Origin of the sequence: Rahnella variigena (assembly GCF_003610915.1) — a bacterium.
GTDB lineage: Bacteria > Pseudomonadota > Gammaproteobacteria > Enterobacterales > Enterobacteriaceae > Rahnella > Rahnella variigena.
Window position 1 is genome coordinate 3,603,816 of sequence record NZ_NSDJ01000001.1, and the last position, 24,588, is coordinate 3,628,403.

General features: G+C 52.8%; 20 protein-coding genes. 9 read left to right on the forward strand and 11 right to left on the reverse strand.

The window, feature by feature from the left end:
• Positions 1–25 precede the first annotated feature (25 nt).
• The 5 genes from CKQ54_RS16670 to CKQ54_RS16690 form a co-directional block, all read right to left on the reverse strand.
• A complete protein-coding gene (locus CKQ54_RS16670; protein WP_120161326.1) occupies positions 26–2,095 on the reverse strand; it encodes a beta-galactosidase in 2,070 nt (689 codons plus the stop codon).
• A 65-nt stretch (positions 2,096–2,160) separates the two neighbouring features.
• A complete protein-coding gene (locus CKQ54_RS16675) occupies positions 2,161–3,312 on the reverse strand; it encodes a glycoside hydrolase family 53 protein (RefSeq protein WP_244220268.1) in 1,152 nt (383 codons plus the stop codon).
• A gap of 64 nt (positions 3,313–3,376) precedes the next feature.
• The gene (locus tag CKQ54_RS16680) at positions 3,377–4,228 is read right to left on the reverse strand and encodes a sugar ABC transporter permease (RefSeq protein WP_013574912.1); all 852 of its coding nucleotides are present in this window, start codon (positions 4,226–4,228) and stop codon (positions 3,377–3,379) included.
• Positions 4,229–4,241: 13 nt separating this feature from the next.
• Entirely contained in the window at positions 4,242–5,543 is a 1,302-nt protein-coding gene (locus tag CKQ54_RS16685) for a carbohydrate ABC transporter permease (protein WP_120161322.1), read from the reverse strand.
• A 95-nt stretch (positions 5,544–5,638) separates the two neighbouring features.
• Positions 5,639–6,865: an extracellular solute-binding protein gene (locus tag CKQ54_RS16690; protein WP_120161320.1), complete on the reverse strand. Its 1,227-nt coding sequence runs from the start codon at positions 6,863–6,865 to the stop codon at positions 5,639–5,641.
• Positions 6,866–7,141: 276 nt separating this feature from the next.
• Here CKQ54_RS16690 and CKQ54_RS16695 point away from each other — a divergent pair, with 276 nt between their 5' ends.
• Complete coding sequence (locus CKQ54_RS16695) at positions 7,142–8,245, forward strand: ABC transporter ATP-binding protein (RefSeq protein WP_120161318.1); 1,104 nt, start codon at positions 7,142–7,144, stop codon at positions 8,243–8,245.
• Here the strand turns inward: CKQ54_RS16695 and CKQ54_RS16700 are convergent.
• Positions 8,214–8,411 carry a hypothetical protein gene (locus tag CKQ54_RS16700; RefSeq protein ID WP_120349683.1) on the reverse strand — a complete coding sequence of 66 codons (198 nt, stop codon included), beginning with the start codon at positions 8,409–8,411 and terminating at the stop codon, positions 8,214–8,216. The genes CKQ54_RS16695 and CKQ54_RS16700 overlap by 32 nt on opposite strands.
• Positions 8,412–8,441: 30 nt before the next feature.
• Here CKQ54_RS16700 and CKQ54_RS16705 point away from each other — a divergent pair, with 30 nt between their 5' ends.
• The 3 genes from CKQ54_RS16705 (at position 8,442) to CKQ54_RS16715 (ending at position 12,617) form a co-directional block, all read left to right on the forward strand.
• The gene (locus CKQ54_RS16705) at positions 8,442–9,548 is read left to right on the forward strand and encodes an ABC transporter substrate-binding protein (RefSeq protein ID WP_120161463.1); all 1,107 of its coding nucleotides are present in this window, start codon (positions 8,442–8,444) and stop codon (positions 9,546–9,548) included.
• Positions 9,549–9,599: 51 nt separating this feature from the next.
• Positions 9,600–11,573, forward strand: coding sequence for a catecholate siderophore receptor CirA (cirA, locus tag CKQ54_RS16710; RefSeq protein ID WP_120161316.1), 1,974 nt, complete (start codon positions 9,600–9,602; stop codon positions 11,571–11,573).
• Between the two features lie 84 nt (positions 11,574–11,657).
• Complete coding sequence (locus CKQ54_RS16715) at positions 11,658–12,617, forward strand: D-2-hydroxyacid dehydrogenase family protein (protein WP_120161315.1); 960 nt, start codon at positions 11,658–11,660, stop codon at positions 12,615–12,617.
• 63 nt (positions 12,618–12,680) lie between these two features.
• Here CKQ54_RS16715 and CKQ54_RS16720 read toward each other — a convergent pair whose 3' ends face one another.
• Both CKQ54_RS16720 and CKQ54_RS16725 read right to left on the reverse strand, forming a co-directional pair.
• Positions 12,681–13,013, reverse strand: coding sequence for a DUF496 family protein (locus CKQ54_RS16720; protein WP_013574907.1), 333 nt, complete (start codon positions 13,011–13,013; stop codon positions 12,681–12,683).
• 157 nt (positions 13,014–13,170) lie between these two features.
• Positions 13,171–14,268, reverse strand: coding sequence for an FUSC family protein (locus CKQ54_RS16725; protein WP_112291615.1), 1,098 nt, complete (start codon positions 14,266–14,268; stop codon positions 13,171–13,173).
• Positions 14,269–14,523: 255 nt separating this feature from the next.
• Between CKQ54_RS16725 and CKQ54_RS16730 the strand changes: the two genes are divergently transcribed.
• Together CKQ54_RS16730 and sbcB are read left to right on the forward strand one after the other, a co-directional pair.
• Positions 14,524–15,582: a glycosyltransferase family 9 protein gene (locus CKQ54_RS16730; RefSeq protein WP_120161313.1), complete on the forward strand. Its 1,059-nt coding sequence runs from the start codon at positions 14,524–14,526 to the stop codon at positions 15,580–15,582.
• Between the two features lie 155 nt (positions 15,583–15,737).
• Positions 15,738–17,165 carry an exodeoxyribonuclease I gene (sbcB, locus tag CKQ54_RS16735; RefSeq protein ID WP_120161311.1) on the forward strand — a complete coding sequence of 476 codons (1,428 nt, stop codon included), beginning with the start codon at positions 15,738–15,740 and terminating at the stop codon, positions 17,163–17,165.
• A 738-nt stretch (positions 17,166–17,903) separates the two neighbouring features.
• On the opposite strand, the gene CKQ54_RS16740 is transcribed toward sbcB, so the two are convergent.
• Together CKQ54_RS16740 and CKQ54_RS16750 are read right to left on the reverse strand one after the other, a co-directional pair.
• Positions 17,904–19,280 (reverse strand): APC family permease, encoded by a 1,377-nt coding sequence (locus CKQ54_RS16740; protein ID WP_120161309.1) that lies wholly within the window; start codon positions 19,278–19,280, stop codon positions 17,904–17,906.
• Between the two features lie 461 nt (positions 19,281–19,741).
• Positions 19,742–21,160 (reverse strand): glutamine synthetase family protein, encoded by a 1,419-nt coding sequence (locus tag CKQ54_RS16750; protein ID WP_120161461.1) that lies wholly within the window; start codon positions 21,158–21,160, stop codon positions 19,742–19,744.
• Positions 21,161–21,498: 338 nt separating this feature from the next.
• On the opposite strand from CKQ54_RS16750, the gene puuD reads away from it, so the two are divergent.
• From puuD to CKQ54_RS16765, 3 genes are read left to right on the forward strand one after another with little or no spacing between them, the layout of a single operon-like run.
• Positions 21,499–22,302: a gamma-glutamyl-gamma-aminobutyrate hydrolase gene (gene puuD, locus CKQ54_RS16755; protein WP_120161306.1), complete on the forward strand. Its 804-nt coding sequence runs from the start codon at positions 21,499–21,501 to the stop codon at positions 22,300–22,302.
• Positions 22,303–22,306: 4 nt separating this feature from the next.
• The gene (gene puuR, locus CKQ54_RS16760) at positions 22,307–22,864 is read left to right on the forward strand and encodes an HTH-type transcriptional regulator PuuR (RefSeq protein WP_120161304.1); all 558 of its coding nucleotides are present in this window, start codon (positions 22,307–22,309) and stop codon (positions 22,862–22,864) included.
• A 50-nt stretch (positions 22,865–22,914) separates the two neighbouring features.
• Complete coding sequence (locus tag CKQ54_RS16765) at positions 22,915–24,228, forward strand: NAD(P)/FAD-dependent oxidoreductase (RefSeq protein ID WP_120161302.1); 1,314 nt, start codon at positions 22,915–22,917, stop codon at positions 24,226–24,228.
• Between the two features lie 40 nt (positions 24,229–24,268).
• On the opposite strand, the gene CKQ54_RS16770 is transcribed toward CKQ54_RS16765, so the two are convergent.
• Positions 24,269–24,463 (reverse strand): hypothetical protein, encoded by a 195-nt coding sequence (locus CKQ54_RS16770; RefSeq protein ID WP_112291939.1) that lies wholly within the window; start codon positions 24,461–24,463, stop codon positions 24,269–24,271.
• Positions 24,464–24,588 lie beyond the last annotated feature (125 nt).

The following is a 24,588-nucleotide window of genomic DNA, read 5'->3' on the forward strand; positions in this document are numbered from 1 at the left end:
GCACGTCGGTATTAAAAATAACGGGTTAAGAAATGGCTGGTAAACGGCGCGTCAGGATCTGATAACCAAATGCCGGAAGCGTCAGTTTGCGCGGTAAAGTGCCACCGTGAATCATGTCGCTGTAATCCGCGGTTAACGTGATTGTCTGACTCTGCGCCGCATAGTTTTGCAGGAAGATAAATTCACTTTCACCGTCAGTGCGTCGCGCCGCCGTCATCCCTTCCGGCAGCGTTGCCTCCAGCGCCCGTGGCAGCTGCATTTCCTGCGCCAGCGCGGTGTAAAAATCTGCGTGGAATGTCTGATCGTTTCGGGAGGCCAGATAATATGCCTGCCCTTTGCCAAACAAATTGACCGTCACGGCTGGCGTGCCGGCATAGAAATCATCACCGTAAGTCGCCAGCGTAGCCGCGCCCTCCAGGTGGATCACTTCACACAGTTCGCTGGCGCGGTAAGGACCGTTTAACCCGAGCGCATTGCCTTCGACGCCGCTGACACTGTTGTGCTGGTCGTCGGTCAGGCTGTCGATTTCTTCCGACCAGATACCGAGCACCGGACGCAATGGCCCCGGGAATCCGCTGAGGAAACACAAATCGCTTTCGTTAACGATGCCGCTCCAGTAGGTCGCGACGAAGCGTCCACCGGCCTGCACGAATGCGGTGATCCGCTCGCCGACGCCTGCACGCACCATATACAGCATCGGCGCGATCACCAGGTCGTAGCCACTTAATTCGCAGTCGGCGTTGATCACATCCACCGCAATGCCCTGCGCCCACAGCGCACGATAATGTCCGGCGACAGTGTTTTCATATTCCAGCCCCTGATTGCGCGGACCGAGGGAATCGTCCATCGCCCAGCGGCTTTCCCAGTCGAAAATAATCGCTACTTTCGCTTCCACGCGGCTGCCCGCTACCGGTGCCAGCGCGGATAAAATTCCGCCCAGTTCCGACACTTCGCGCCCAACGCGGGTATTAATGTGTCCGACGTGATCGACAACCGCGCCGTGGAATTTCTCAGAAGAACCGCGGCTTTTACGCCACTGGAAATACTGCACCGAATCCGAACCGTGAGCGACCGCCTGCAAAGAAGACAGAATATGCATACCCGGCTTTTTCAGTTTGCTGACCGGCTGCCAGTTGGTGAAGCTCGGCGTGGATTCCATCAGTACAAACGGCTGACCCTGTTTCAGCGTGCGCATCAGGTCGTGATACATCGCGGTATACGCCGCCAGACCGATATCGTCTTTGCGGGTGTGCCACATCGGATAGCTGTCCCACGAGATGAAATCCAGCACGCTGGCAAGTTTCCAGTAATCGTAATCGTAGAAATATTCCATGAAATTAGTGGTTGCCGGTAACGCGGGGTTCTCCGCTTTCAGCGGGCGGATTTCCTCGCTGCAAAAACGCGTGACCTGATCGGTGTTAAAACGGCGCCAGTCGAGATTCAGGCCGTGAACGCCGCTTTCGCCCTGCGGCGACGGCGATTCAATCTGCGCCCAGTCGGTATAGGTGTGGCTCCAGAAGGTGCTCCACCAGGCTTTATTCAGCGCATCGAGCGTGACGTAACGGGCTTTCAGCCAGTCACGAAAACGTCCCTGACAGTGGTTGCAATGACACTCGCCGCCGTATTCGTTGGAAATATGCCAGCCGATCACCGCCGGATGATGGGCGTAACGCTTCGCCAGCGCGCTGTTCATCAGCTGCACTTTTTCGGCATACACCGGCGAACTCATGCAGTGATTGTGACGTCCGCCGTGCAGTGCTTTTACGCGGTCGCGTCCCACGCGCAGGACTTCAGGGTATTTTTGCGACATCCATGCAGGCCGCGCACCGCTTGGCGTGGCGAGAAATACCGAGATACCGTTTTCATGCAACCTGTCCAGCACCTGATCCATCCAGCCAAAGGTGAAATGGCCTTCTTCAGGTTCCAGCGCCGACCAGCTGAAAATCCCGACAGACATGACATTACAGCGAGCCTCTTTCATCATTTCGACATCGCGGATCAGGACATCAGGGCTTTCCAGCCACTGTTCCGGGTTGTAATCCGCGCCATGCAACAGCCCGGAAATCTTACTGCTCAGAAGAGGAAATTTCGTCATGCTTGGGTCCTTAGGAACTTTAAGAAAGTTAAACTCCCCGGCCAATGAAGCCGGGGAAAAAGGGATTAATGGAAGACGTTGATGGAAGGAAGAACCTGACCGTCACAGCTGAACAACGCCTGATTTTCGCGGGCATTGCCCTCTTTCCAGTGGTCGTTGATATAGGTCATACCGGCAGGTGTCGCCCAGCCTGCGCCGTCAACGGCGATCCAGGTCGGTTCCCAGTAGAACAACCCTTTGCCGCGATGATCCGGCACGGCGACCAGGCTTTTGATCATGTCGCTGAGGAAATCGGCCTGCCCCTGAACCGTGGCAGGATAGCCGCCGTCTTTAGCTTCTTTTTCGGTGAAGCTGTTTTCAGCGGCGTCGCAGTTTTTGGTGGTGTAACCGTAGGCCACTTCGACGACGATTACGTCTTTGTTGTAGCGTTTGCTGATGTCATCCATGTTGGCCTGTAAGGCGGAAATCGGGCCATTCCAGTAGGTGTAAAACGACAGGCCGATGACGTCATAAGGCACCTTGCGCTGATTGATTTCATCGAACCACCAGCGAAAAGTATCGTTCTTGGTGCCTTCAGCCAGATGCAGCATGATTTTGATATCAGAAGGATTTTTTTCATCAGCGCGGACACCGGCAATCGCGGCGTTCAGCAGTCCGGCCAGACGGTCAAACTCGCCGCCGCCCGCGCCCCAGCTTTTGCCTTCCGGCCATAAAATCCCGCCGTTCATTTCATTGCCGACCTGCACCATATCCGGCACGGTGCCCTGCTTGCGGAATTTAGCAATCACCTCACGGCTGTAATCGTGAATGGCCGTTTTCAGCTGCGGATAATCCATTTCCTCCCAGCTTTTCGGCTTGAACTGCTTACCAGGATCGGTCCAGAAATCGCTGTAATGGAAATCGAGCAGGATTTTAAAGCCCTGCGCTTTGGCACGTTTTGCCAGCTCCAGCGTGGTGGCCAGATCGTTATTGCCGCCGCCGTACGGATGCCCCTGCGCGTCTTGTGGATCCACCCACAAGCGCAGGCGCACGTAGTTGAACCCGTTTTGTCTGAGGATCACCATCGCATCGGTCTGTTTATGATTCTGATCGAAGAACTTACCCCCGTGTTTTTCCACATCAATCAGCGTCGAGATATCAGCGCCTTTGATAAAATCCGCTGGGACGTTGGCGACTTTTTTAATCACCACATCCTGTGCCACCGTTGAAAATGACATCGCCAGCAGCACGCAGGCCATTGCGCTTTTTTTGAAAATCTTCTCAGAAAAGAAAGTCATCGGATTATCCTTTTGTACTGCCAGCCGTCAGGCCGGAAACGAAGTATTTTTGTAAGGCGAGATAGAAAATGGCGACCGGCACGGCGATCAGCACCGCACCCGCGGCGTACATGGTGTAGTTGGCACCCATTTTTTGCGCGACCAGGTTGTACAGGCCAATCGGTAAGGTGTACTTATCCGGTGTGCGTAAAATGGTGCTGGAAAGAATGAAATCCCCCAGCGGCCCGGTGAAGGAGAACAGCGCGATCACCGCCAGTATCGGTTTTGATAACGGCATGATGATTTCTATGAAAATGCGGAAATTACCCGCGCCGTCCATCCGCGCTGATTCATCCAGATCTTTCGGAATCGCGTCCAGATAGCCTTTCATCAGATAGGTGTTCATCGGGATCATGCCGCCGACGTAAATCAGTACCAGCGCCAGATGGCTGTTAATCAGACCGAGCAACTGTGCCAGCACAAAGATGGCGATCAGCGCCGAAAACTGCGGGATCATCTGCAATAACAGGAACAGCATCAGCCCGTCTTTACGGCCTTTAAAGCGAAAGCGCGAGAAGGAATAGGCGGTGAAGCTGACGCAAATCAGCGTCAGGATCATGGTCAGGAAGCTGATTTTCATCGAGTTCCAGTACCAGCCAACGTAATTCACTTCGCCGTTAAACAGGTCTTTGTAATGCTGGAAAGAAACGTTCTCCGGAATAATTGATGTGCTGAGCAGACTGTTACCGGCATTCAGCGAGGCGCCGACGGTCCAGATCAGCGGATAAATGATGATCACCGCCACAATCAGCAACAGGAAATAACTCAGCCCCAGGCGAATAAACCGGTTTCTTTTAATACTGCTGTTCTTACTCATGCCCTTCTCCCGGTTACGCCATATCATCTTGTTTAAAGGAATTGGTTGAGCGGAATTGCCACAACGCAATACCGACCACAAATATCGACAGCAAAATCGTAATGGTCGCGGCTATGGCATATTGTGAAGATGACATGGTGAGTTTATATATCCAGGACACCAGAATATCCGTTCCGCCTGCATTAGAACCGGCCACTGCCGGGCCACCGTTATTAAACAGATAGATAATATTGAAGTTATTAAAGTTGAAGGTGTATTGCGTGATAATGATCGGCGCAATGGAATATAAGACCAGCGGCAGCGTAATGGTTTTCAGTTTCTTCCAGGTACTTGCCCCGTCCATGGTCGCCGCTTCATATAAATCGTTGGGAATGGCCTGCAATACGCCGGTGGTCATCGCAAATACAAACGGGAAACCCAGCCAGGTCTGCATCATGATCAGCGCGGTTTTGGTCCAGAACGGATCCGTCAGCCAGGCTTTCGGCTCAATACCTAAAGCGGCCAGAATGCCGTTGTTAATCACACCAAACGAGTCATTGAACATACCGGCAAACACCAGAATAGTGACAAAGCCCGGTACCGCCCACGGCAAAATCAGTACGGTGCGGATCAGCGCCTTGAAACGCAAATCTTTCTGATTGACCAGAATTGCCAGCATCACGCCAACCGTACATTGCAACGTGGTCGCCAGCACCGTCCAGACCACCGTCCATTGCAAGACGTCCAGCAATGTCGAGCGCCAGATATTCAGCGTGAAGATATTAATAAAGTTTTTGAACCCCACCCAGTCGACTAATTTAGCCGGTGGCGTGTGATACAAATTGTAATTGGTAAACGCAATCGAGAAACCGAATATAATCGGGAAGACCACCACAAACACCAGCAAAATAAAGCCCGGCGTAATCATTAAATACGGAAAACCTTCACGCAGCAGTAAATGATATTGTTTACGCACGCTGGGTAATTCCATCCCCTGATCTCGACGTTTACCGTTTGCCCAGGCATCGCGCAGGCTCCAGTAATAAAAGCCCACGCCGAACGCACCAATCAATACGCTGATAATGCCTTTGGCTAACAGGAATATCGAGTTATCACGCGGCACTTCTTCGCCCAGCGTATATAAACCCCATAATCCCTGACGCAGGAAATCATAGAACACGCCGGCGAAACAAATAAGAATGATAAAAAACAGTATTCCCTTGGCCCATTGCCGGTTATAGAACTGCCCAAAACCGGGGATCAGCGCCACAGCCAGCGCCACCGGTGCATGGTGACTGGCGGAGAGTGGCGCCTGGTTTTCCTCATGAAGACGCATAGACACAAAGATGTTCCTTTCACTGGTGAGGGCGTGAATTCACGCCCTCCTTTCAGAAGTACGGGTGTTTAACCGAAATAATTGCGTTTAACGGATTACTCGTTGCTGGCTTTCGCTGCCTCGATTTGCATCTGGATATTTTTCACCGCGTCGTTCAGGGCGGCGTCAACCGGTTGTTTGCCGGTCACTCCCAGCTGGATACCGTTGTTAGCAGGGCCCCAGACTTCCTGCATTTCGGGTACACCCGGCATCGCCGTGGCGCGGGTTGACTGCTCGGCTACCGCGTTGGCTTTTTCATCGTTTTTAATCATCGGATCGTTAACCAGCGCCGTCAGTGCCGGGATTTCCTTGGTCACTTCGTAACGCACCTTGGCGTACTTCGGCTGGTTGATGAAGGTGATGAATTTCTCGGCCAGCGGTTTTTGCTTGCTGTAGGTCGAAACCGCATAACCTTTCACGCCGAGGAATGAACTCATCGGTTTGCCATTCGGCAACAGCGGCAGCGCTTTCACGCCGTAGTTAATGCCCGCCGCTTCATACGGCTGGAATGCCCACGGGCCGGTGATCACCGCCGCCGCTTTCTTCTCAGTAAACAGAGAATCGATGGCGTTCAGCCCGTTATCGCCGACAATCCCCGCCGGGAATAATCCGTCGGCATAGAATTTTTTCAGGTAGGTAATGGCTTCGACACTGCCCGGCTTGTTCAGGCCGATATCTTCAACGTTGATTTCGCCTTTGGCATCCTTACCGAAGATATAGCCGCCCATGGAAGCCATTGCGCCATAGGCGTAATACACTTCGTCAAACTTGGCCAGCAGGCCGTATTTGCCTTTCGCCCGCTCTTCTTTGGAGAAGGTGTAATACTCGTCGAGCGTTGCCGGAGCCTGTGGCAGCAAATCTTTGTTGTAAATCAGCACCAGGGTTTCCACCGCTTTCGGCACGCCGTAGGTCTGGCCTTTCAGCTGAAATGCGTTAATCGCCGATGGCGTAAAGCTGTCGGTAAACGCTTTATCAAGGGTCAGTGGTGCCAGTAATCCCTGCACCACCGCCGTGCCTAACTGGTCATTGGGAATGACCACCACGTCGGGGCCAATTCCCGCCGGACCATCCAGACGTAATTTCTCCGTTTGTTGTGCATAAGGCGTTTCCTGCACAACGACTTTGACGTTGTTCTCTTTTTCAAAATCTTTCACCGCGTCGGAAATACCGGAAGATTTCTTAATATCTTCCCAGACAAGTAACTGTCCCTCTGCTGCCCGGACGGCCTGACTGCTGAGACTAAATGACATCAGTACCAGGGCAGTAAGGTGTGTAATTTTCATTGTTGCTCCTGAATGTGAAGGTATAACATTTTTGTAGGATACGCAGCGGCATCAAATCCATCATCAACATTAAAAGCCCGCTATAACCTGATTTATTGATGATTAACGCCGTCATAAAAACTATGTTATACGTTAAACTTACAAGCCATAAATCACTACAAAAAGATGCGCATTGTGTGATCTTCTCTCCAAAATTCGAACCCGCTTGTGCAAACGTTTACACAAGGTGGTTATAGTCCGAAACATCAGCGGTATGAATTCTTTATGAGGTCAAACATGTCCAGCATCAGACTTAAAAATGTGGTCAAACGTTTCGATAAAACAGTGACGTTGCATGGCATCAACATTGATATTGAGGACGGCGAATTCACCGTTTTCGTCGGGCCGTCGGGGTGCGGGAAATCCACCCTGCTGCGCATGATTGCCGGACTGGAAGATATTACGGAAGGAGACGTTTACATTGGTGAGCAGCGGGTCAATGACGTCGATCCTTCACGGCGCGGCGTGGCGATGGTGTTTCAGTCCTACGCGCTGTATCCGCACATGACGATTGCTGAAAACATGGGTTACGGCCTGAAAGTGAACGGTGTGCCGAAAGACGAAATCCGCCATCAGGTTGAGATGGTCGCCAAAACCTTGCAGCTTTCTCATCTGCTGGACAGAAAACCGAAACAGCTTTCCGGTGGTCAGCGCCAGCGCACCGCCATCGGTCGGGCTATCGTGCGTAATCCTCAGGTGTTCATGTTCGATGAACCGTTGTCTAACCTCGATGCCGAACTGCGTGTGGATATGCGTTTACACATATCCAAGCTGCATCAGGAACTGAAAACCACCATGGTCTACGTGACGCACGATCAGACCGAAGCCATGACGCTGGCCGATAAAATAGTGGTGATGAACTACGGCAAAGTCGAACAGATGGGCGCACCGATGGATCTTTACTACAACCCGGTAAATCAGTTTGTGGCCGGATTTATCGGCTCACCGAAGATGAATTTCCTGCCAGCCGAAGTCATCAGCTGGCAGCCGGAGCGGCTTGACGTGCGACTGACGCCGGAGAAAACCCTGTCACTGGCGCTGAGCACCCGTGAACTGGCCGCAGGCGATAAAGTCACGCTCGGCATTCGTCCTGAACATCTGCTGTCGCAGGAAACGGAAAACATGCTGGAATTTAACTGCGAAGTGGTTGAGCGGTTGGGCAACAGCACCTATCTGTTCGGTCAGTGTTACGGCACCGACGGTTTTAAAATGCTGCTGCCGGGCGACATGGCGTTTAATCCTTATCAGAGTCTGACCACCTGGTTTGATGCCAAACGTTGCATGGTCTTCAGCGAAGACGGTCTGCGCATCAGCGCGCCCAGCCTTTCACATCTGCATTAATTTTTTTCATTCCACGTTTCAGGAAGCTCAGGACCGCCCCTGCCGGGCGGTTTTGCTCTTCCCCCTTCCAAATGTAAACCGCATTGATAATCGTTATCGTTTCTTTTATTGTTAGCGCCTCTTCAGGGAAACGTAAAGGAATCGGAAGAAGATGAATTTTCAGCATAATCTTTTCACTACGCTGTGCGGTAAACGAATGGCGGGTGGATTAGCCGGGCTTACGCTCGGTGTGATAAGCGTTACGGCGCAGGCTGTCACCGTGACAGATATTGCCGGGCGCACAGTGACTGTGCCGGATGATGTTCAGCGCGTTGTGCTCGGAGAAGGCCGGTTGTTCTTCGCCCTTTCCCTGCTCGAAGGCCAGAAACCTTTCGACCGCATTGTCGGCTGGCAGGGAGATTTCCGTAAGCTTGACCCGCAAACCTACGCCACCTATCAGGCGAAATTCCCGCAAATCGACAAAATTCCGCTGATTGGTAATACCAGCGCTGACAGCATCAGTCCGGAAAAAGTGCTGACGCTGAATCCGCAGCTGGCGATCTTTGGTTTATCAGGCCATGGACCGGGCAAAGAAAGTGAGCTGGTGAACCAGCTTCAGAAAGCCGGTGTGCCGGTAGTGTTTGTGGATTTCCGTACCTCTCCGCTGAAAAACACCCTGCCGAGTATGGAACTGCTGGGCAAAGTGCTGAACCGCGAGCAACAGGCGCAGGACTATATCCGTTTCTATCAGGACAACATCAAACGCGTCACCGATGTGACCAAAGACATTCCTGAGCAGGATAAACCCAAGGTGTTTATCGAACTGCGCGCTTCGACGGCAGATGAATGCTGCCGCTCAGCCGGTAACGGAAATATGGGTGATTTTATCGATCAGGCGGGCGGCGTGAATATCGCCAAACCTCTGCTGCCGGGTCCTCTCGGTCAGGTGAATCTGGAAAAAGTCATCGCTTCGCAGCCTGATGTGTATCTGGTCAGCGGTGGCGGTAAACCAGCAAAAGCTGGCGATCCGCAACCCGCCGGTTTAGTGCTGGGCGCGCAGACCACGCCGGAACAGGCGAGCGCCAGTCTGAAACCACTGCTGGCGCGTAAAGGCATCAGTACCCTGAAAGCTGTCGAAGATGGCCGCAGTTTTGGCATCTGGCACAACTATTACAATTCCCCGTATAACGTGCTGGCCGTGCAGGTCTTCGCCAAAGCGTTTTACCCGCAGAAGTTTGCCGATCTCAACCCGCAGCAAACTCAAAAACAACTTTATAAACAGTTCCTCGCCGTCGAACCGACCGGCACTTACTGGACAGAGTAAAAGGGACGCTGCCCCGGGCTGCCGGGGCTTTTTATCTCACGGAGAGAAGAAATGGCTAAGGTTAAATTTACACCGGCGGTTAAAGCCGGGCTGCTCGCACAACTGATTGCTGCCGCGATGCCGGTGATGGCGGAAGACGCCAGCGAAGTGAAAGAAAAAGAAGATCAGATGGTGGTGACAGCCTCCTCCATCGAACAAAATCTTAAAGATGCCCCCGCCAGTATCAGCGTGATTACCCGCGAAGATCTGCAAAAGAAACCGGTACAAAACCTCAAAGACGTGCTGAAAGATGTTCCCGGTGTGCAAATCACTAATGAAAGTGATAACCGTCAGGGCGTCAGCATCCGCGGGCTGGGCAGCGGCTATACCCTGATTCTGGTTGATGGCAAACGAGTCAACTCGCGCAACGCGGTTTTCCGCCATAACGATTTCGATCTGAGCTGGATCCCCGCTGAATCTATTGAACGCATCGAAGTGGTGCGCGGGCCGATGTCTTCCTTATATGGCTCTGACGCACTCGGCGGCGTGGTCAACATCATCACCCGCAAAGTCGGCACAAAGTGGCACGGCACGCTGAGCGCCGACACCACCGTTCAGGAACACCGCGATCGCGGCGACAGCGGTAACGGTAACTTCTTCGCCAGCGGCCCGCTGGTTGACGATTTACTGGGCGTGAAAGTTTACGGCGCGCTCGGTAAACGTGAGAAAGATCAGGCCAGTTCTGCCAGCGGCAGCACCGGTCAGCCGCGTATCGAAGGTTACACGTCGCGCAACGCCAACGTTGAATTCTCGCTGACGCCGGATGAAGATCAGGACATCACCTTCGGTTACGGGATGGACCGTCAGGACCGCGATTCAGACACGCTGGATAAAAACCGAATCGAACGCGAAAACTACTCGCTCGGCCATAATGGTCGCTGGGGCTTAGCGAATACCGAACTGCGTTTCTACGGTGAAAACATTGAGAACAAAAACGCCGAAACCATCACCTCGAAAAACAACTCCCTCGACGGCAAAGTAGTGATCCCCCTCGGCGATTACAACCAGTTCCTGACGTTTGGCGGCGAATACCGCAACGACAAACTGGAAGACGGCGTGAACATGAAAAATGGCGGCAGCACGCAGGCTAATCAGTACGCGCTGTTCCTGGAAGATGAGTGGCGGATGTTCGAAAATCTGGCGCTGACCGGCGGCGTGCGCATGGATGACCATGAAAACTACGGCGTCAACTGGAGCCCGCGTGCCTATCTGGTCTATAACGCCACCGACACCGTGACGATGAAAGGTGGCTGGGCATCGGCCTTCAAAGCGCCCTCTCTGTTACAGCTCAGCCCGGACTGGCAAAGCGCCTCCTGCCGCGGAAGTTGTAACGTGGTCGGCAGTAAGGATCTGAAAGCAGAAACCAGCGAAAGCGTGGAATTCGGCCTGTATTACGCCGGTCAGGAAGGTTTGCTGGAAGACGTGACCGCCAGTGCGACGGTGTTCCAGAATGACATCGACGACATGATCACGGTTATCCGTACCGCCAACCGCAGTCTGGCACCGACCTATCAGAACTTTGTGGGTTTCGACGCCAGCGGCAATCCGATCTTCCAGTATTACAACGTGAATAAAGCAAGGATCCGCGGACTGGAAACCGAGCTTGGTTTACCGCTAACCGACCAGCTGAACCTCAAGCTGAATTACACCTACAACGACGCCCGCGACCTGAGTAACGGCGGCAACAAACCGTTGTCCGAACTGCCATTCCATACCAGCAATGCGACGCTCGACTGGAAACCGCTGGATGCCTGGAGCTTCTATCTTTCCGCCAACTATAAAGGCAAAAGCCGCACCGTCACTGACGGCAACGCCACGCCTGGCGGATACACCATCTGGAACACCGGCGGATCGTATGCGGTGAATAAAGCAGTGAAAATACGCGCCGGGGTGCTGAATCTGACCGATAAAGATCTCAACCGCGACGACTACAGTTATAACGAAGATGGCCGCAGATATTTCGCTGCTGTCGATTACAGTTTCTGACAATAACCTCCGGCCGGGACACTTCACGTCCCGGCTGTTTCAGTGCTATATCTCTTTATCATTATTTTCAGATAAGGGATTTTCATGCCACTGCAATGCCTCATTCTTGATGATTACCAGAACGTTTCCCTTTCGCTGGCTGACTGGCACTCACTGACGCCGCAGGTGGAATGCCGCGCACTGACAGAACATATTACTGATGAAAACGCGCTGGCAGAATCGCTGAAAGACGCTGAGATTGTGGTGATAATGCGTGAAAGGACGCCGTTCACCGCGGCGTTGTTTGCCCGTCTGCCCAAACTGAAACTCCTGATTACCTCGGGTATGCGCAATGCTTCCATAGATCTGGCAGCGGCAAAAAAGCATGGCGTGACCGTTTGCGGTACCGGCAGCGGACAGGCCGCGCCGGTTGAGCTGACCTGGGCACTGATCCTCGGGCTGGCGCGGCATCTGGTCACAGAAAATAATGCGCTGCGCCAGAACGGTCCGTGGCAAAGTACGGTCGGTTTTGGCCTGAGCGGCAAGCGACTGGGTCTGCTGGGGCTGGGTAAAATTGGTCAGAAAGTGGCGCAGATAGCGAAAGCGTTTGGCATGGACGTCTGTGCCTGGAGCCAGAACCTGACGGCAGAACGCGCCGCAGAACATGGCGTGGCGTTATGCGCATCGAAAGAAGAGTTGCTGCGAACCAGCGACGTGGTGTCCATTCATCTGGTGCTCGGCGACCGCACGCGCAACTTGCTGGGTGCGCAGGAACTGGCGCAGATGAAAGCCTCCGCTCTGCTGATCAATACCTCACGCGCCGCGATTGTTGATCAGCCCGCCCTGCTTGATGCGTTGCAAAACAGTGTGATTGCCGGTGCCGGGCTGGATGTGTTTGATGTCGAACCGCTGCCCGCTGACCACCCTTTCAGAACACAACCCAACGTGCTGGCGACGCCGCATCTGGGCTACGTTTCCGATGGCAATTATCAGGTGTATTTCACCGAAGCCGTGGAAGATATTCAGGCGTTTCTGGCCGGTAAACCGGTGCGCGTTTTAGAATAGCCTGAATCACAGGCGTAAAAAAACCGGGTATCAACCCGGTTTTTGCTTTGAGAAGCGACGAAATTACTTGGTTTCGTTGGCTTTGATTTCGCCCATCGCTTTCAGCTTTTTGGACATTTCACGACGTTCTTTCGACAGGTCTGCATTACGGATGATGTAATCATCTACACGATCTTCATAGTCGCCGCGCATGCTGGCAATGATTGCCTGGATTTCGTCGATGCTCATCCCTGGCTTGATGTAATCGCTCAGGTTGTCGAGCAGCAGAACACGTTTCTGGTTGTCACGGATTTTCTTCTCGTTGTCAGCAATTTCGCGTTGTAATTTGTTTTTACGACGGAAAATGCGCACAAACTCCAGAACGTCCTGGAAACTCGGCTTATTGATATTGTCCATTTTAACACCTTCGATTAAGTTACACAGATTCAGTGACTGACTTGTCGCAACCCGTTTTTGCCACCTGAAGAGTAGCGTAGCAAACACTGGCCTGCGAGCTCAGATAATCGTCCAATGGCTTCATCTTACCCGTTTTAGGCCACAGACAAAAATCCCTTCATGCTTTCGTTGTTTTAACGCTGTTTATTTGAGCTTCTTCTTTCTGCATCGTCATGGTGATGAGGTCGCCCATAGACTTCAGTTGTTCCGCCACCTGCGCGCTCAGCCATACATAACCGTAGACCTGCGCTTCCAGATGATTTGCCGCATTCATTTCTGCCATCAGCGCTTTCAGTTCTTCAGCAGATTCATTGAGCTGATGATTGATGGTCAGTTCATCACCTTTCGTACCGTTCATCAGCATCAGACTGAGTTTTTCCAGCGTGCTGAGCATCAGCAACTGCGCACTTCGCAAGGTGCGGGCGTTGAGCATCAGGAAGTGGCTTTCGCGTGAACTCCAGTAAGCGTCGGCCAGCAGTTCCAGCGTACACAGCAGATTGCGACTCAGCGTCTGGATCGCGTCAAACACTTCGCGCGGAATATGTGATTCTTTGCTGGCAGGCGCGAACAGTGAACGCATCTTGATCATCTGGCTCATAGACGTTTTCATTTTACCGTGCAGATGCGGACGTTCGAGCATGTTTGGCGACAACCACGCGCTGTAGAGTTTATTCAGCGACATCAGGTAATCGGCCATCTGTATACGCCAGTGAATAAACGCACGCTGCGGATAAATACTGGCGAAAAGCAGCGCCAGCAGGGATCCGAAAATCACATCGCCCGAACGCCACAGCGCGGTATTCATATCACCCGGCCCTGCGCCACAGACCACCGCCAGCGTAATACCAATCAGCAGCGCCATATAAGGTCGTTTACCGAGGGTCAGATAGCCGCTGACAAACATCACCACAGCGCACCACACCATCATCAGCGGAAAGGAATACAGTTCGAGCCATAAGGCAATCAGCCCTGAAGCCGAGCCTAGAACGGTTCCGCTGATACGCTCAAGCACGCGCTGAACGACGTTTCCCCAAAACGAAATCGGCCCCATCACCACGACCATGGTGATCAGCGGCCAGGTGCCCTCGGGGATTTCAGTCAGACGCACGATGACAAAAGTCAGCAAAAACGCCACGGCGATACGCAGCCCGTGAGTAATGCGGTAATTACGGTAAATGACGTTATCCAGCGGAGAAATTTTCTTGTCGAGACGCACGTTAGGCCTGCCGTAAGGCTTGAATTCAAAGTAGGCAGTAGTTTAGCCGAGTTACCACAGGCATTCACCCCGGTTATGTCAGGGTTTTGGCCGATTGATAGTGGAAAATGAGGAAGGGAATGCTGTTAAACGTGAAAGGCCCTGGGGGTAAGATTGACTTGGCGGATTGCGCCTAGGTAAAATCAGAAAATAATTCTGACAGTTATAATATGTTATGAAATGTTTTCATCTGGCTTAAATTAGGAAATTCAAGGAATGGCGTTTAAAAAACTCAGGCATTTAAACAGGAAAAAGAATATTTTCCTGAAAAAAGTCAAACTCGACGCCCAGTTATTATTCCTCGATAAAATAAAACGTCGCGAACCGGCACCCTTCTCAGAGAAGATGAATATCGTCATGCTCTGCAATGCGTTTGGTATTGGCGATGCGATTGTCATGAGCGGCCTGGTCAATGCCTTACATCAGCAGGGGCACAACATCACTATGCTGTGCGAAAAAAGAACGGCATTTATTTTCGAGCATTCCCCGCTGGTCGACAATGTGATTGTTTTTGAAAAAACCAGTGACCTGAAAAAGATGCCGGTTAAATCCTATGACCTGCTGATTGATATCAATGATAAAAACCATTTAAGCCCGCTCAGATTTAAAATCATTAAAGCGCTGAATCCGAAAATTGCACTGACGCTGAACCAGAACCAATACAAAATTTACGATATATCAATCGATTACCATCAGCCGCATAAACATACCAGCTGGCGTCACAGAGCCGTTCTTAATACGCTGGGCTACACGGATTCCGTGTGGCAATATGCACTGACTATTCCGGCAGAGATTGAAGCCACAACCGCACAATTTTTAAGCACGCTGAGCCCGGGAAAATTAGTGGTCATTAATCCATACTCCACCGAACAAGCCCGCGATATGTCACCGGCTCAACTGGCAGAAATAACAACTTATCTGGCGAAAGACGCTCAAAATACGGTGGTGTATATCGGCACCCCGGCTCAGCTGGAAAAAATAGATAATGCTTCAGGAATTAAATTCTCGTCCCCTTCTTTCCTGCATGCTGCCGCGCTGATTAAAGCCGCAGACTTAGTTATTTCCCCGGACACGTCCGTGGTGCATTTGTGTAAGGTTTATAATAAAAATCTTATCTGTTTATACAACAACAAAGTGTATGGTCAGGGATATCAGAACAATATTGTGTGGGGGCCGGATTATGACAAAGCCACCCAGATTTTGTCACCGGGCAAGCGCGTTGATCAGATAACCACGGAAACCCTCATCACAGCGCTGGAAACGTCGGGCTACTGAGGTTCCTGAACCGCGTGTTACCTGCCAACATTCAGTATCTTCCTCAGCCATGGTATTCTCTGTGGCAGTGATTTCCTCTTTGCTTTGCACGCGTGACTCGCAGAAATATCACGCTGGCGTAAAGTGCCTTCGACTGAATAAGGCCTGCTTAACTAATGTCAGATAAACCGCAAAAAACCTTCTATTTTCATGACTATGAGACTTTCGGTAAGAATCCGGCGCTGGACAGACCGGCGCAGTTTGCCGGTGTCAGAACCGATGAAGATTTCAATATCATTGAAGAACCGCTGGTCATTTATTGCCGCCCTTCTGATGATTATTTGCCGGAACCGGAAGCGGTGATGATCACGGGTATTACCCCGCAAATCGCGCTGGAACGCGGCGTGATCGAAGCCGAGTTCACAGCGCAGATTCATAAAGCCTTCAGCGTACCGGGCACCTGCATTGTCGGATATAACAACATCCGTTTCGACGATGAAGTCAGCCGTAATATCCTTTATCGCAACTTTTACGACCCGTATGCCTACAGCTGGCAGAACGGCAATTCCCGCTGGGATTTGCTGGACGTGATGCGCGCCTGTTATGCGCTGCGCCCCGAAGGCATCAACTGGCCGGAAAATGATGACGGTTTCCCGAGTTTCCGCCTCGAACATCTGACCAAAGCCAACGGCATTGAACACGAGAATGCGCACGACGCGATGGCCGACGTGTACGCCACGATTGCGATGGCGAAGCTGGTGAAACAGGCGCAGCCCCGTTTGTTCAGTTTTCTGCTGGAACACCGCAGCAAGCATAAGCTGAATACGCTGATCGACATTCCCTCGATGGCACCGCTGGTGCATGTTTCCGGTATGTTTGGTGCCGCGCGCGGTAATACTGCGTGGGTCGCGCCGCTGGCGTGGCATCCCGAAAACAAGAACGCTGTGATCATGTGCGATCTGGCCGGTGATATGTCGACGCTGTTAGATCTCAATCCTGATGAAATGTGCGAGCGTTTGTACAGCCGCCGCGACGCGTTACAGGCCGGGCAATCTCCGCTGCCGATTAAGCTGGTACATATCAATAAATGTCCGGTGCTGGCACCGGCAAAAACGCTGTTGCCGGAAAATGCCGAACGTCTGGGCATTGATCGTCAGCGCTGTCTCGAGAATCTGCAACTGCTGCGTCAGAACCCGCAGGTACGCGAAAAATTGGTCACGATGTTTGCCGAAGCCGAACCATTTTCGCCGTCTGACGATGTGGATGCCCGTTTGTATGATGGTTTCTTCAGCGATGCCGACCGCGCCGCGATGCGCATCATTCTGGAAACCCGCCCGGAGAATCTTCCGGCACTGGATCTGACCTTTAACGATTCCCGCATCGAGCCGCTGTTGTTCCGTTTCCGTGCGCGCAACTACCCTGCCACGCTGACGGATGCCGAGCAAAAGCGATGGATGGCGCACCGGCAGACGAAGCTCACTGATGAACGTTTTCAGAATTATGCGTTAGAGCTTGAGGCGCTGTATAACTTGCATGAGGGGGATGTTGAGAAGATGGCGCTTCTCAAGGCGCTGTTTGAATATGGGAAGAAACTGGTGGGTTAATTTTTGGGGATTCCCGAACAACCCCTTCCGGAATAGTGAAAATTTCGGTTTTTCAAAAGCAGTGAGCACCCGTCGTTAAAAACTGACCGAGTAAATTTCGGTTTCTCACGTGCAGTGATCACTTAATTCGTTGCGCCGAAACCGCCCAAAGGAGGGAAGTGCTTTCCCTCCTTTGGATTCCTCCCCGCTTTTTTACTGCGCGCTATCGCTGGCACGACGGACATATCCTGTGGCAATAGTGAATGGCGCAAAATGTCATCGCTACGCGATTCCCGAACTTCAGGATTCGAGCCTCTGGTCTCGAACCGTTCATTCGGTGCCATTTTTGATCGCGCCAATCAACATTTCTAAAAGATAAAAACCGTTTGCCTATGAATTTAAGATCGTGCGGGCTGTTCAGAAATTTTGCTGAACGGAGCGGCTTCGAGACCTTTGGCTCGAAGACCGAGAGAAGGTACCGCGCAGCGGCAAGATTTCCAGCCTGTCGCAATAGCACCTGAAACATTGTAACAAGCGAAGCGCGCAGTGAAAAAAGCGAGGAGAGTCGAGAGAGGAAAAGCACTTTCCTCTCTCGTCGGTTTCGGCGCGAAAAGCTGTATGACAACCGTTGTTGAAAAACCGAAACTTTCACTAAGCTACTTTAAAAGCCTCTTTTGCAGAGGCTTGCTGCACAGTAGAGCCGCCATTGCAGCGGCCTTTATACAAAGAAAGTTTCCTGCCCTTTTCAAAGGGCAAAAATCAAGCTTCCGGCGCAATCTCCCCGCTCATCTGCGGTGGCTGCTTGCGAAACGCATTAGTGATAAACGCCAGATACCCAAAGCCAATCGCGCCCCAGACTAAGCCTAATGTCATCGAACTCGATTCCAGGTTCAGCCACAGCGCACCGACGGTCAGCGCACCAATCACCGGTAAGACCAGATAGTTGATGTGATCTTTCAGCGTACGGTTACGTTTTTCACGGATGTAGAACTGTGAAATCACCGACAGGTTCACGAAGGTGAACGCCACCAGCGCACCAAAGTTAATCAGCGCAGTCGCCGTCACCAGATCAAAGGTCACCGCAGACATCGCCACAGCGCCGACCAGCAGGACGTTGAACGTCGGGGTACGCCATTTCGGATGCACATAACCGAACAGTTTTTCCGGGAACACACCATCACGGCCCATCACGTACAGCAGACGGGAAACACCGGCGTGCGCCGCCATACCCGATGCCAGAACGGTCACACAGCTGAAGCACAAAATGACGGACTGGAAGAACTTACCTGCCACATACAGCATGATTTCAGGCTGTGACGCGTCCGGATCTTTAAAGCGTGAGATGTCCGGGAAGTACAGTTGCAGGAAGTAAGACACCACCACGAAGATGATGCCGCCAATCAGCGCGGTCAGGAAAATCGCTTTCGGAATGACTTTGCCCGCGTTTGGCGTTTCTTCTGACAACGAACTGATACCGTCGAAGCCCAGGAACGAGAAGCACAGAATGGTCGCCCCGGTGATCATCGGCACCACGTGCGCATTCTCACTGAAGAATGGCTTGGTGGTCGCCAGCGTGCCCATGCCCTCGCCCATGTAAACGCCACGGACTAACAGACCCAGGAACACCACCATGATCGCCACCTGCACCACAACAATGATGCTGTTCAGGTTAGCAACGACCTTGATACCGCGCAGGTTGAACGCGGTCATCATGCCGACCAGCGCCACCACGAATATCCATGACGGTACGCCCGGGAAGATGGCTTCCAGGTAGATCTTCGCCAGCAGGATGTTGATCATCGGCATGAACAGGTAGTCCAGCAGTGATGACCAGCCGACCATAAAACCGACGTGCGGGCTGATGGCTTTTTGCGCGTAAGTATAAGCAGAACCGGCAGACGGGAAACGTTGCACCAGTTTGCCGTAGCTCACGGCAGTAAACAGAACGGCGATCAGCGCGAAAATATACGCGGTCGCGACGTGACCATCGGTCAGGCCGGACACAATGCCGAACGTATCGAAAATGGTCATCGGTTGCAGATAGGCAAGACCCATCATCACAACCTGAACCAGAGTCAGGGTTTTACGCAGTTGTACACGCTGAGTGGCCGGAGCGGCAGATGCATTAGCAGACATGGTTCAGCCCTCCCTGCATTGCAGACACCGGGCGCTTAAACGCCTCTGAAAGCAACGTACAGGGAAAACTTCGTGAGTTATTACCAGTAAACGGGGGAGTGATCTTCACGTCGCTGAACGCGGAGGTGAAGGCTGTGCGAATGTGGCCGCAGCTGAAAGTAGTACCGGCGGGCACCGGTACAGGTTTGAAGTATTGCCCCATATTACATTTCCTCATAGTGGCGACCGTTTTTAATTTGGGATCGCACACGAACCTTGTTATCTATCCGGATCTGGGTCCGGCCTCTGTTGAATTAGTTTGGGTACTGCATATATAAAAAAAATAACCGGCGCCTTTAAGCGTCGGTTATCTGCAGTGCGGCGTATTTTGCACAAATCACGCATAAATGACAACATTCAGAGGCGTTGAGTTACAAATTCTTTTCCAGCAATGAACATGATGCGCGGATTCGTTAACTGTATTAAGCGTTACGTAACATCCAGTCTATCTCCGTTTCCGTCACCCTTCGCTCAAACTGCAACAACTCGTTCGATTTACAGGTGTGATAAACGTGCGAGAAACGCTCGCCGAGGATTTTTTTCAGCGCCGGCTGATCGTCAAAATCATACAGTGCATCGCTCTGGCGGATTGGCAGCGGAATACCTTCCTGTTCCAGACCGTTACCGGTCACCGGTTCCGGCAACGGCAAGTCGTTATCCAGTCCATGCAACATGCCCGCCAGCACGGTGGCGACCACTAAATACGGGTTGGCATCAGCACCGGCCACGCGGTATTCGACACGGTGATCGGCAGTTCCGCCGCAAGGGACACGCAGTGCAACGGTACGGTTATTATGGCCCCACGACGCCTGCGTCGGCACATACATGCCCGGCTGGAAGCGGCGGAAAGCATTGACGTTGGGCGCTAATACCGCCATCGAGGCTGGCATTAAAGCAATCATTCCGGCGAGAGAGCGTTTCATCAGCTCAGAATCTTCGCCACCGGCACCGGCAAACAGGTTCTTGCCGTTGTCGTCTAGCACGCTGAGATGGATATGCATCCCGCTGCCCGCATATTCGTCATACGGTTTCGCCATAAAAGTGGCGTCCATATCGTGATTTTCCGCGACCAGCCGCACCAGACGTTTGAGCATCAGGGCGTAATCGCAGGCGCGCAGAATATTTTCGCTGTGGTGCAGATTGATTTCGAACTGGCCGGGAGAAGATTCCGCCACCGCGCCATCCGCAGGTAATCCCTGAATGTGCGCCAGACGGTCAATGTCACTGAGCACATCGGCAAAGTGATCCAGATTATCGACGGAATAAACCTGAGTATGCATGCTGCGTTCCTGCGTCCCCGGCGTACACGGCGGCTGAATATAACCTTCCGCATCGCGCTGCCTGTCGAGCAGATAGAACTCCAGCTCTACCGCTACCACCGGGAACAAGCCCCGCTGGCGCAATGTTTGCCAGATATGGTTCAGCACATTGCGTGGTTCAACGTCAAAGGGAGTGCCATCTTCGTCAAGCATGGTCAGAAGCAACTGGCCGATATGTTCAGGGTCGGAAGCCGAGGGCGTTAAGGTGCCGGGAACCGGGATACAGGTGCGGTCGGGTTCGCCCAGCTCCTGGCCTAATCCGGCTTCTTCCACGACATTACCGAGAATGTCCATGGCGAAAACCGATGCCGGGAAATAACAGCCTTTTTCGAGTTTACGGAGTGCTGAGACGGGAATGCGTTTACCGCGGAAGGAGCCATTGAGATCGGTGAGCAGGACGTCGACGTGAAGGGTTTGCGGGTGACGCTCCAGGTACTGAGTTACTTCATCCTGGAACGCGCTACTTCGCTCTTCAGCGTGCTTAGCGAGGGGTTCGCTAATCTCTTTCTTGATTTCGTTCATCAGTTCAGTCGCTTGCATAGGTTTTCCGCCATTTGCTGGTTTCCGGCATATCAGGCACCACCATGATGCCAGCCGGTTATCTTTACCGGGTCATTACCCTGTTCAACGCAGTGCTCTCATGTTGTCGCGATCCTCTCGAATGTGCTCAAAATAACGGCCATATGAATAACCCTAGCCTTAACATTAATTATTTGCAACACCTACATTCTCGCAACATATCCGTTTGAAAAGCGACCGTAGCGCTGCTAAATTGGTCAATAACAGGTCAATATTCTGAGCAGTTTCGTGCGGGGAGGCGCGTGCTGTCAGCAAATTCATCTACTCAACGAGGCGGTATTATGGGCAATATATTTTCCACGACATCCACGGGAAAAGAGACGCGCTACAGACCGGTCATTGGGGTAGTTATGTGTGAGAACACTGTCGATGAAAACCCGGCCCTGACTGTCCATGAAAAATATCTGGACGCCATCTTTAATGCCGATGCCCTTCCCGTCTGTCTTCCGCATGAACTGGCAGCACGCGAAGGCGCGATAGACCAGATTCTGCGCGGTCTGGACGGCATCTTCCTCACCGGCAGCCCCAGCAATATTGAGCCCCATCAGTACGGTGAAGAAGGTGTCGAGGAGCTGGCCGATCCCGGCCGCGACCGCCTGAGTTTGCAGTTAATCCGTGCGACGCTGGAGAAGAAAATCCCGCTGTTCGCCGCCTGTCGGGGATTGCAGGAACTGGTGGTTGCTACCGGCGGCAGTTTGCACCGTAAAGTGCAGGACGTGCCGGGCTATATGGATCACCGCGAAGACACCTCTTTGCCGCACGACGAGCAGTACGCGCTGGTGCATCCGGTGCATATCGAACCCGGCGGCTTACTTTCGGAATTGTTACCCGATTATCAGCAGTTTCAGGTGAACTCCCTTCACGGCCAGGGAGCCAACCGTCTGGGCGACGTACTGACCGTGGAAGCACGCGCACCGGACAATCTGGTGGAAGCCGTGAGTGTCCGCAATCATCCGTTTGCCCTTGGTGTGCAGTGGCATCCGGAATGGCACAGTCTGACGGATCCCGTATCCCGCCAGCTGTTTGAGGCTTTTATCGCTGCCTGTCGCAAAGGCCATCAGGCCCGGAGCGCACGAGAGGAATAAACGGATGAGCGAAGTCAGTCTGGCGCCTGGTCGCCGGCTTTCTGAAATTCGCCAGCAACTCGGTATGTCCCAACGCAAAGCCGCCGAGTTGTCTGGCCTGACCCACAGCGCCATCAGCACCATCGAACAGGATAAAGTCAGCCCCGCCGTCAGTACGTTGCAAAAGTTATTGCGGGTTTACGGGCTGTCACTTTCAGAATTTTTCGCCGAGGAACATAAGAGCAGCGAGCCGCGGATCGTGATTAATGCGGCGGATTTAATCGAAATCGGCAGCCGCGGCGTGTCCATGCGCATGGTCCATAACGGCACACCGAACCATACCGTCGCCATGTTGCTGGAAACCTATCAGCCCGGCAGCACAACCGGCGATAAGATCAAACATCAGGGCGAGGAAGTCGGCACCCTGTTAGAAGGAGAAATCATCTTAACCGTCAACGGTCAGAGTTACCCGCTGCGTGCGGGGCAAAGTTATGCCATTAACACCGCGAACCCTCACAGCTTTAGTAATATTTCGACGCGGATTTGCAGGATTGTTAGCGCACATACCCCTAATACCTTCTAGTTGTCATCGACTCCGGGCGAGGCAACGGGAACCCAAAGAAGGATGTCACCATGAGTGCTCAAACAGGAAGTCCCCGCGCTGCCGGTGTGCCCCACACCGACAGCTATTACGCCAGCTCCGCCAACAACCATGCGCCGTGGCCGGAACTGACTGACAATATTGAGTGCGATGTCTGTATTGTCGGTGCCGGTTATACCGGCATTTCTTCCGCTTTATATCTGTGCGAAGCCGGTTACGACGTCGTGGTGCTCGAAGCCGCCCGCGTCGGCTGGGGTGCCAGCGGGCGAAACGGCGGACAGGTCGTTAATTCCTACAGCCGCGATATAGATGTGATTGAAGAACGTTACGGACGTCAGACCGCCGATATGCTCGGCAGCATGATGTTTGAAGGCGCGAATATTATCCGTCAGCGCATCGACCAGTACGCCATCGACTGCGACTATCGCCCCGGCTGCATTTTCGCCGCGCTCAGTGCGCGCCAGCTGGCAAAACTGCGCGACCAGCAAAAGTTGTGGAATCGCTATGGTCATACCGAACTGCGGCTGCTGGATGAAACTGCCGTGCGCGGCGAGATCGCCACCGATCGTTATGTCGGCGGGCTGCTGGATAAAAACGGCGGTCATCTTCACCCGCTGAATCTGGTGCTGGGCGAGGCCGAAGCGGTGCGCCGTCATGGCGGGCGTATTTTTGAAGGCTCGGCAGTGACACGTATTGACCACGGCGAACCGGCATTAGTGCATACCGCGAAAGGTCAGGTAAAAGCCAAATATGTGATTCTGGCAGGAAATGCCTATCTCAGTCAGCAGCTGGCGCCGCGCCTCACGCGCCTCAGCATGCCGTGCGGTTCGCAGATTGTGGCGACGGAACCGCTGTCGGATGACATGGCGCTTTCGCTGTTGCCAAATAATTACTGCGTGGAAGACTGTAATTACCTGCTCGATTATTTTCGCCTGACCGCGGACAACCGCATGTTGTACGGCGGCGGCGTGACCTACGGCGGCAAAAATCCGCCGAATATCGATTCGGTGATCTTGCCCAAGCTCAACCGCACGTTCCCGCAGCTGAAAGGCGTGAAGATAGATTACCGCTGGGGCGGCAATTTCCTGCTGACGTTATCGCGCCTGCCGCAGTTTGGCCGGCTGGAAAACAACATCTATTACATGCAGGGAGACAGCGGGCACGGTGTGACGCTGACCCATCTGGCCGGGAAGCTGATCACCGAAATGCTGCGCGGCGACGCCGAACGTTTCGATGCGTTCGCCCGTCTGCCACACATGCCGTTCTTCGGTGGCCGCAACTTCCAGGTGCCGTTTACCATGCTCGGCGCGGCGTACTATTCGCTGCGCGATCGTTTAGGCGTGTAACCCTGTTCCCCGCAGATTACCTGCGGGGAACAGCGAATATTCAGCCTTTGCCCGCGACCGGAAAGTCACTGTCAGTGCCCACTTCGGGCAACTCATTCAGATCTGGCTCGATCCCCTGCGAAATGTAATCTTTTGCGGCTATCGACTGCTCATTGCCCGCCGCATCGCGGATCAGCACATGTTTGATCGCCCCGTCTTTCATCACCTCGCGGTGTACACCGGTATATTCACTCATTGTGGTTTCCTTTTTTATGAACTGCGCATAGATATAGCTCATCTTTAAGCATAGTTTTTTATTCTTAACTGCAACTAATAAAAATCTTAAATGAGCCCAGCAACGCGCTCATTTTCCTGATAAAT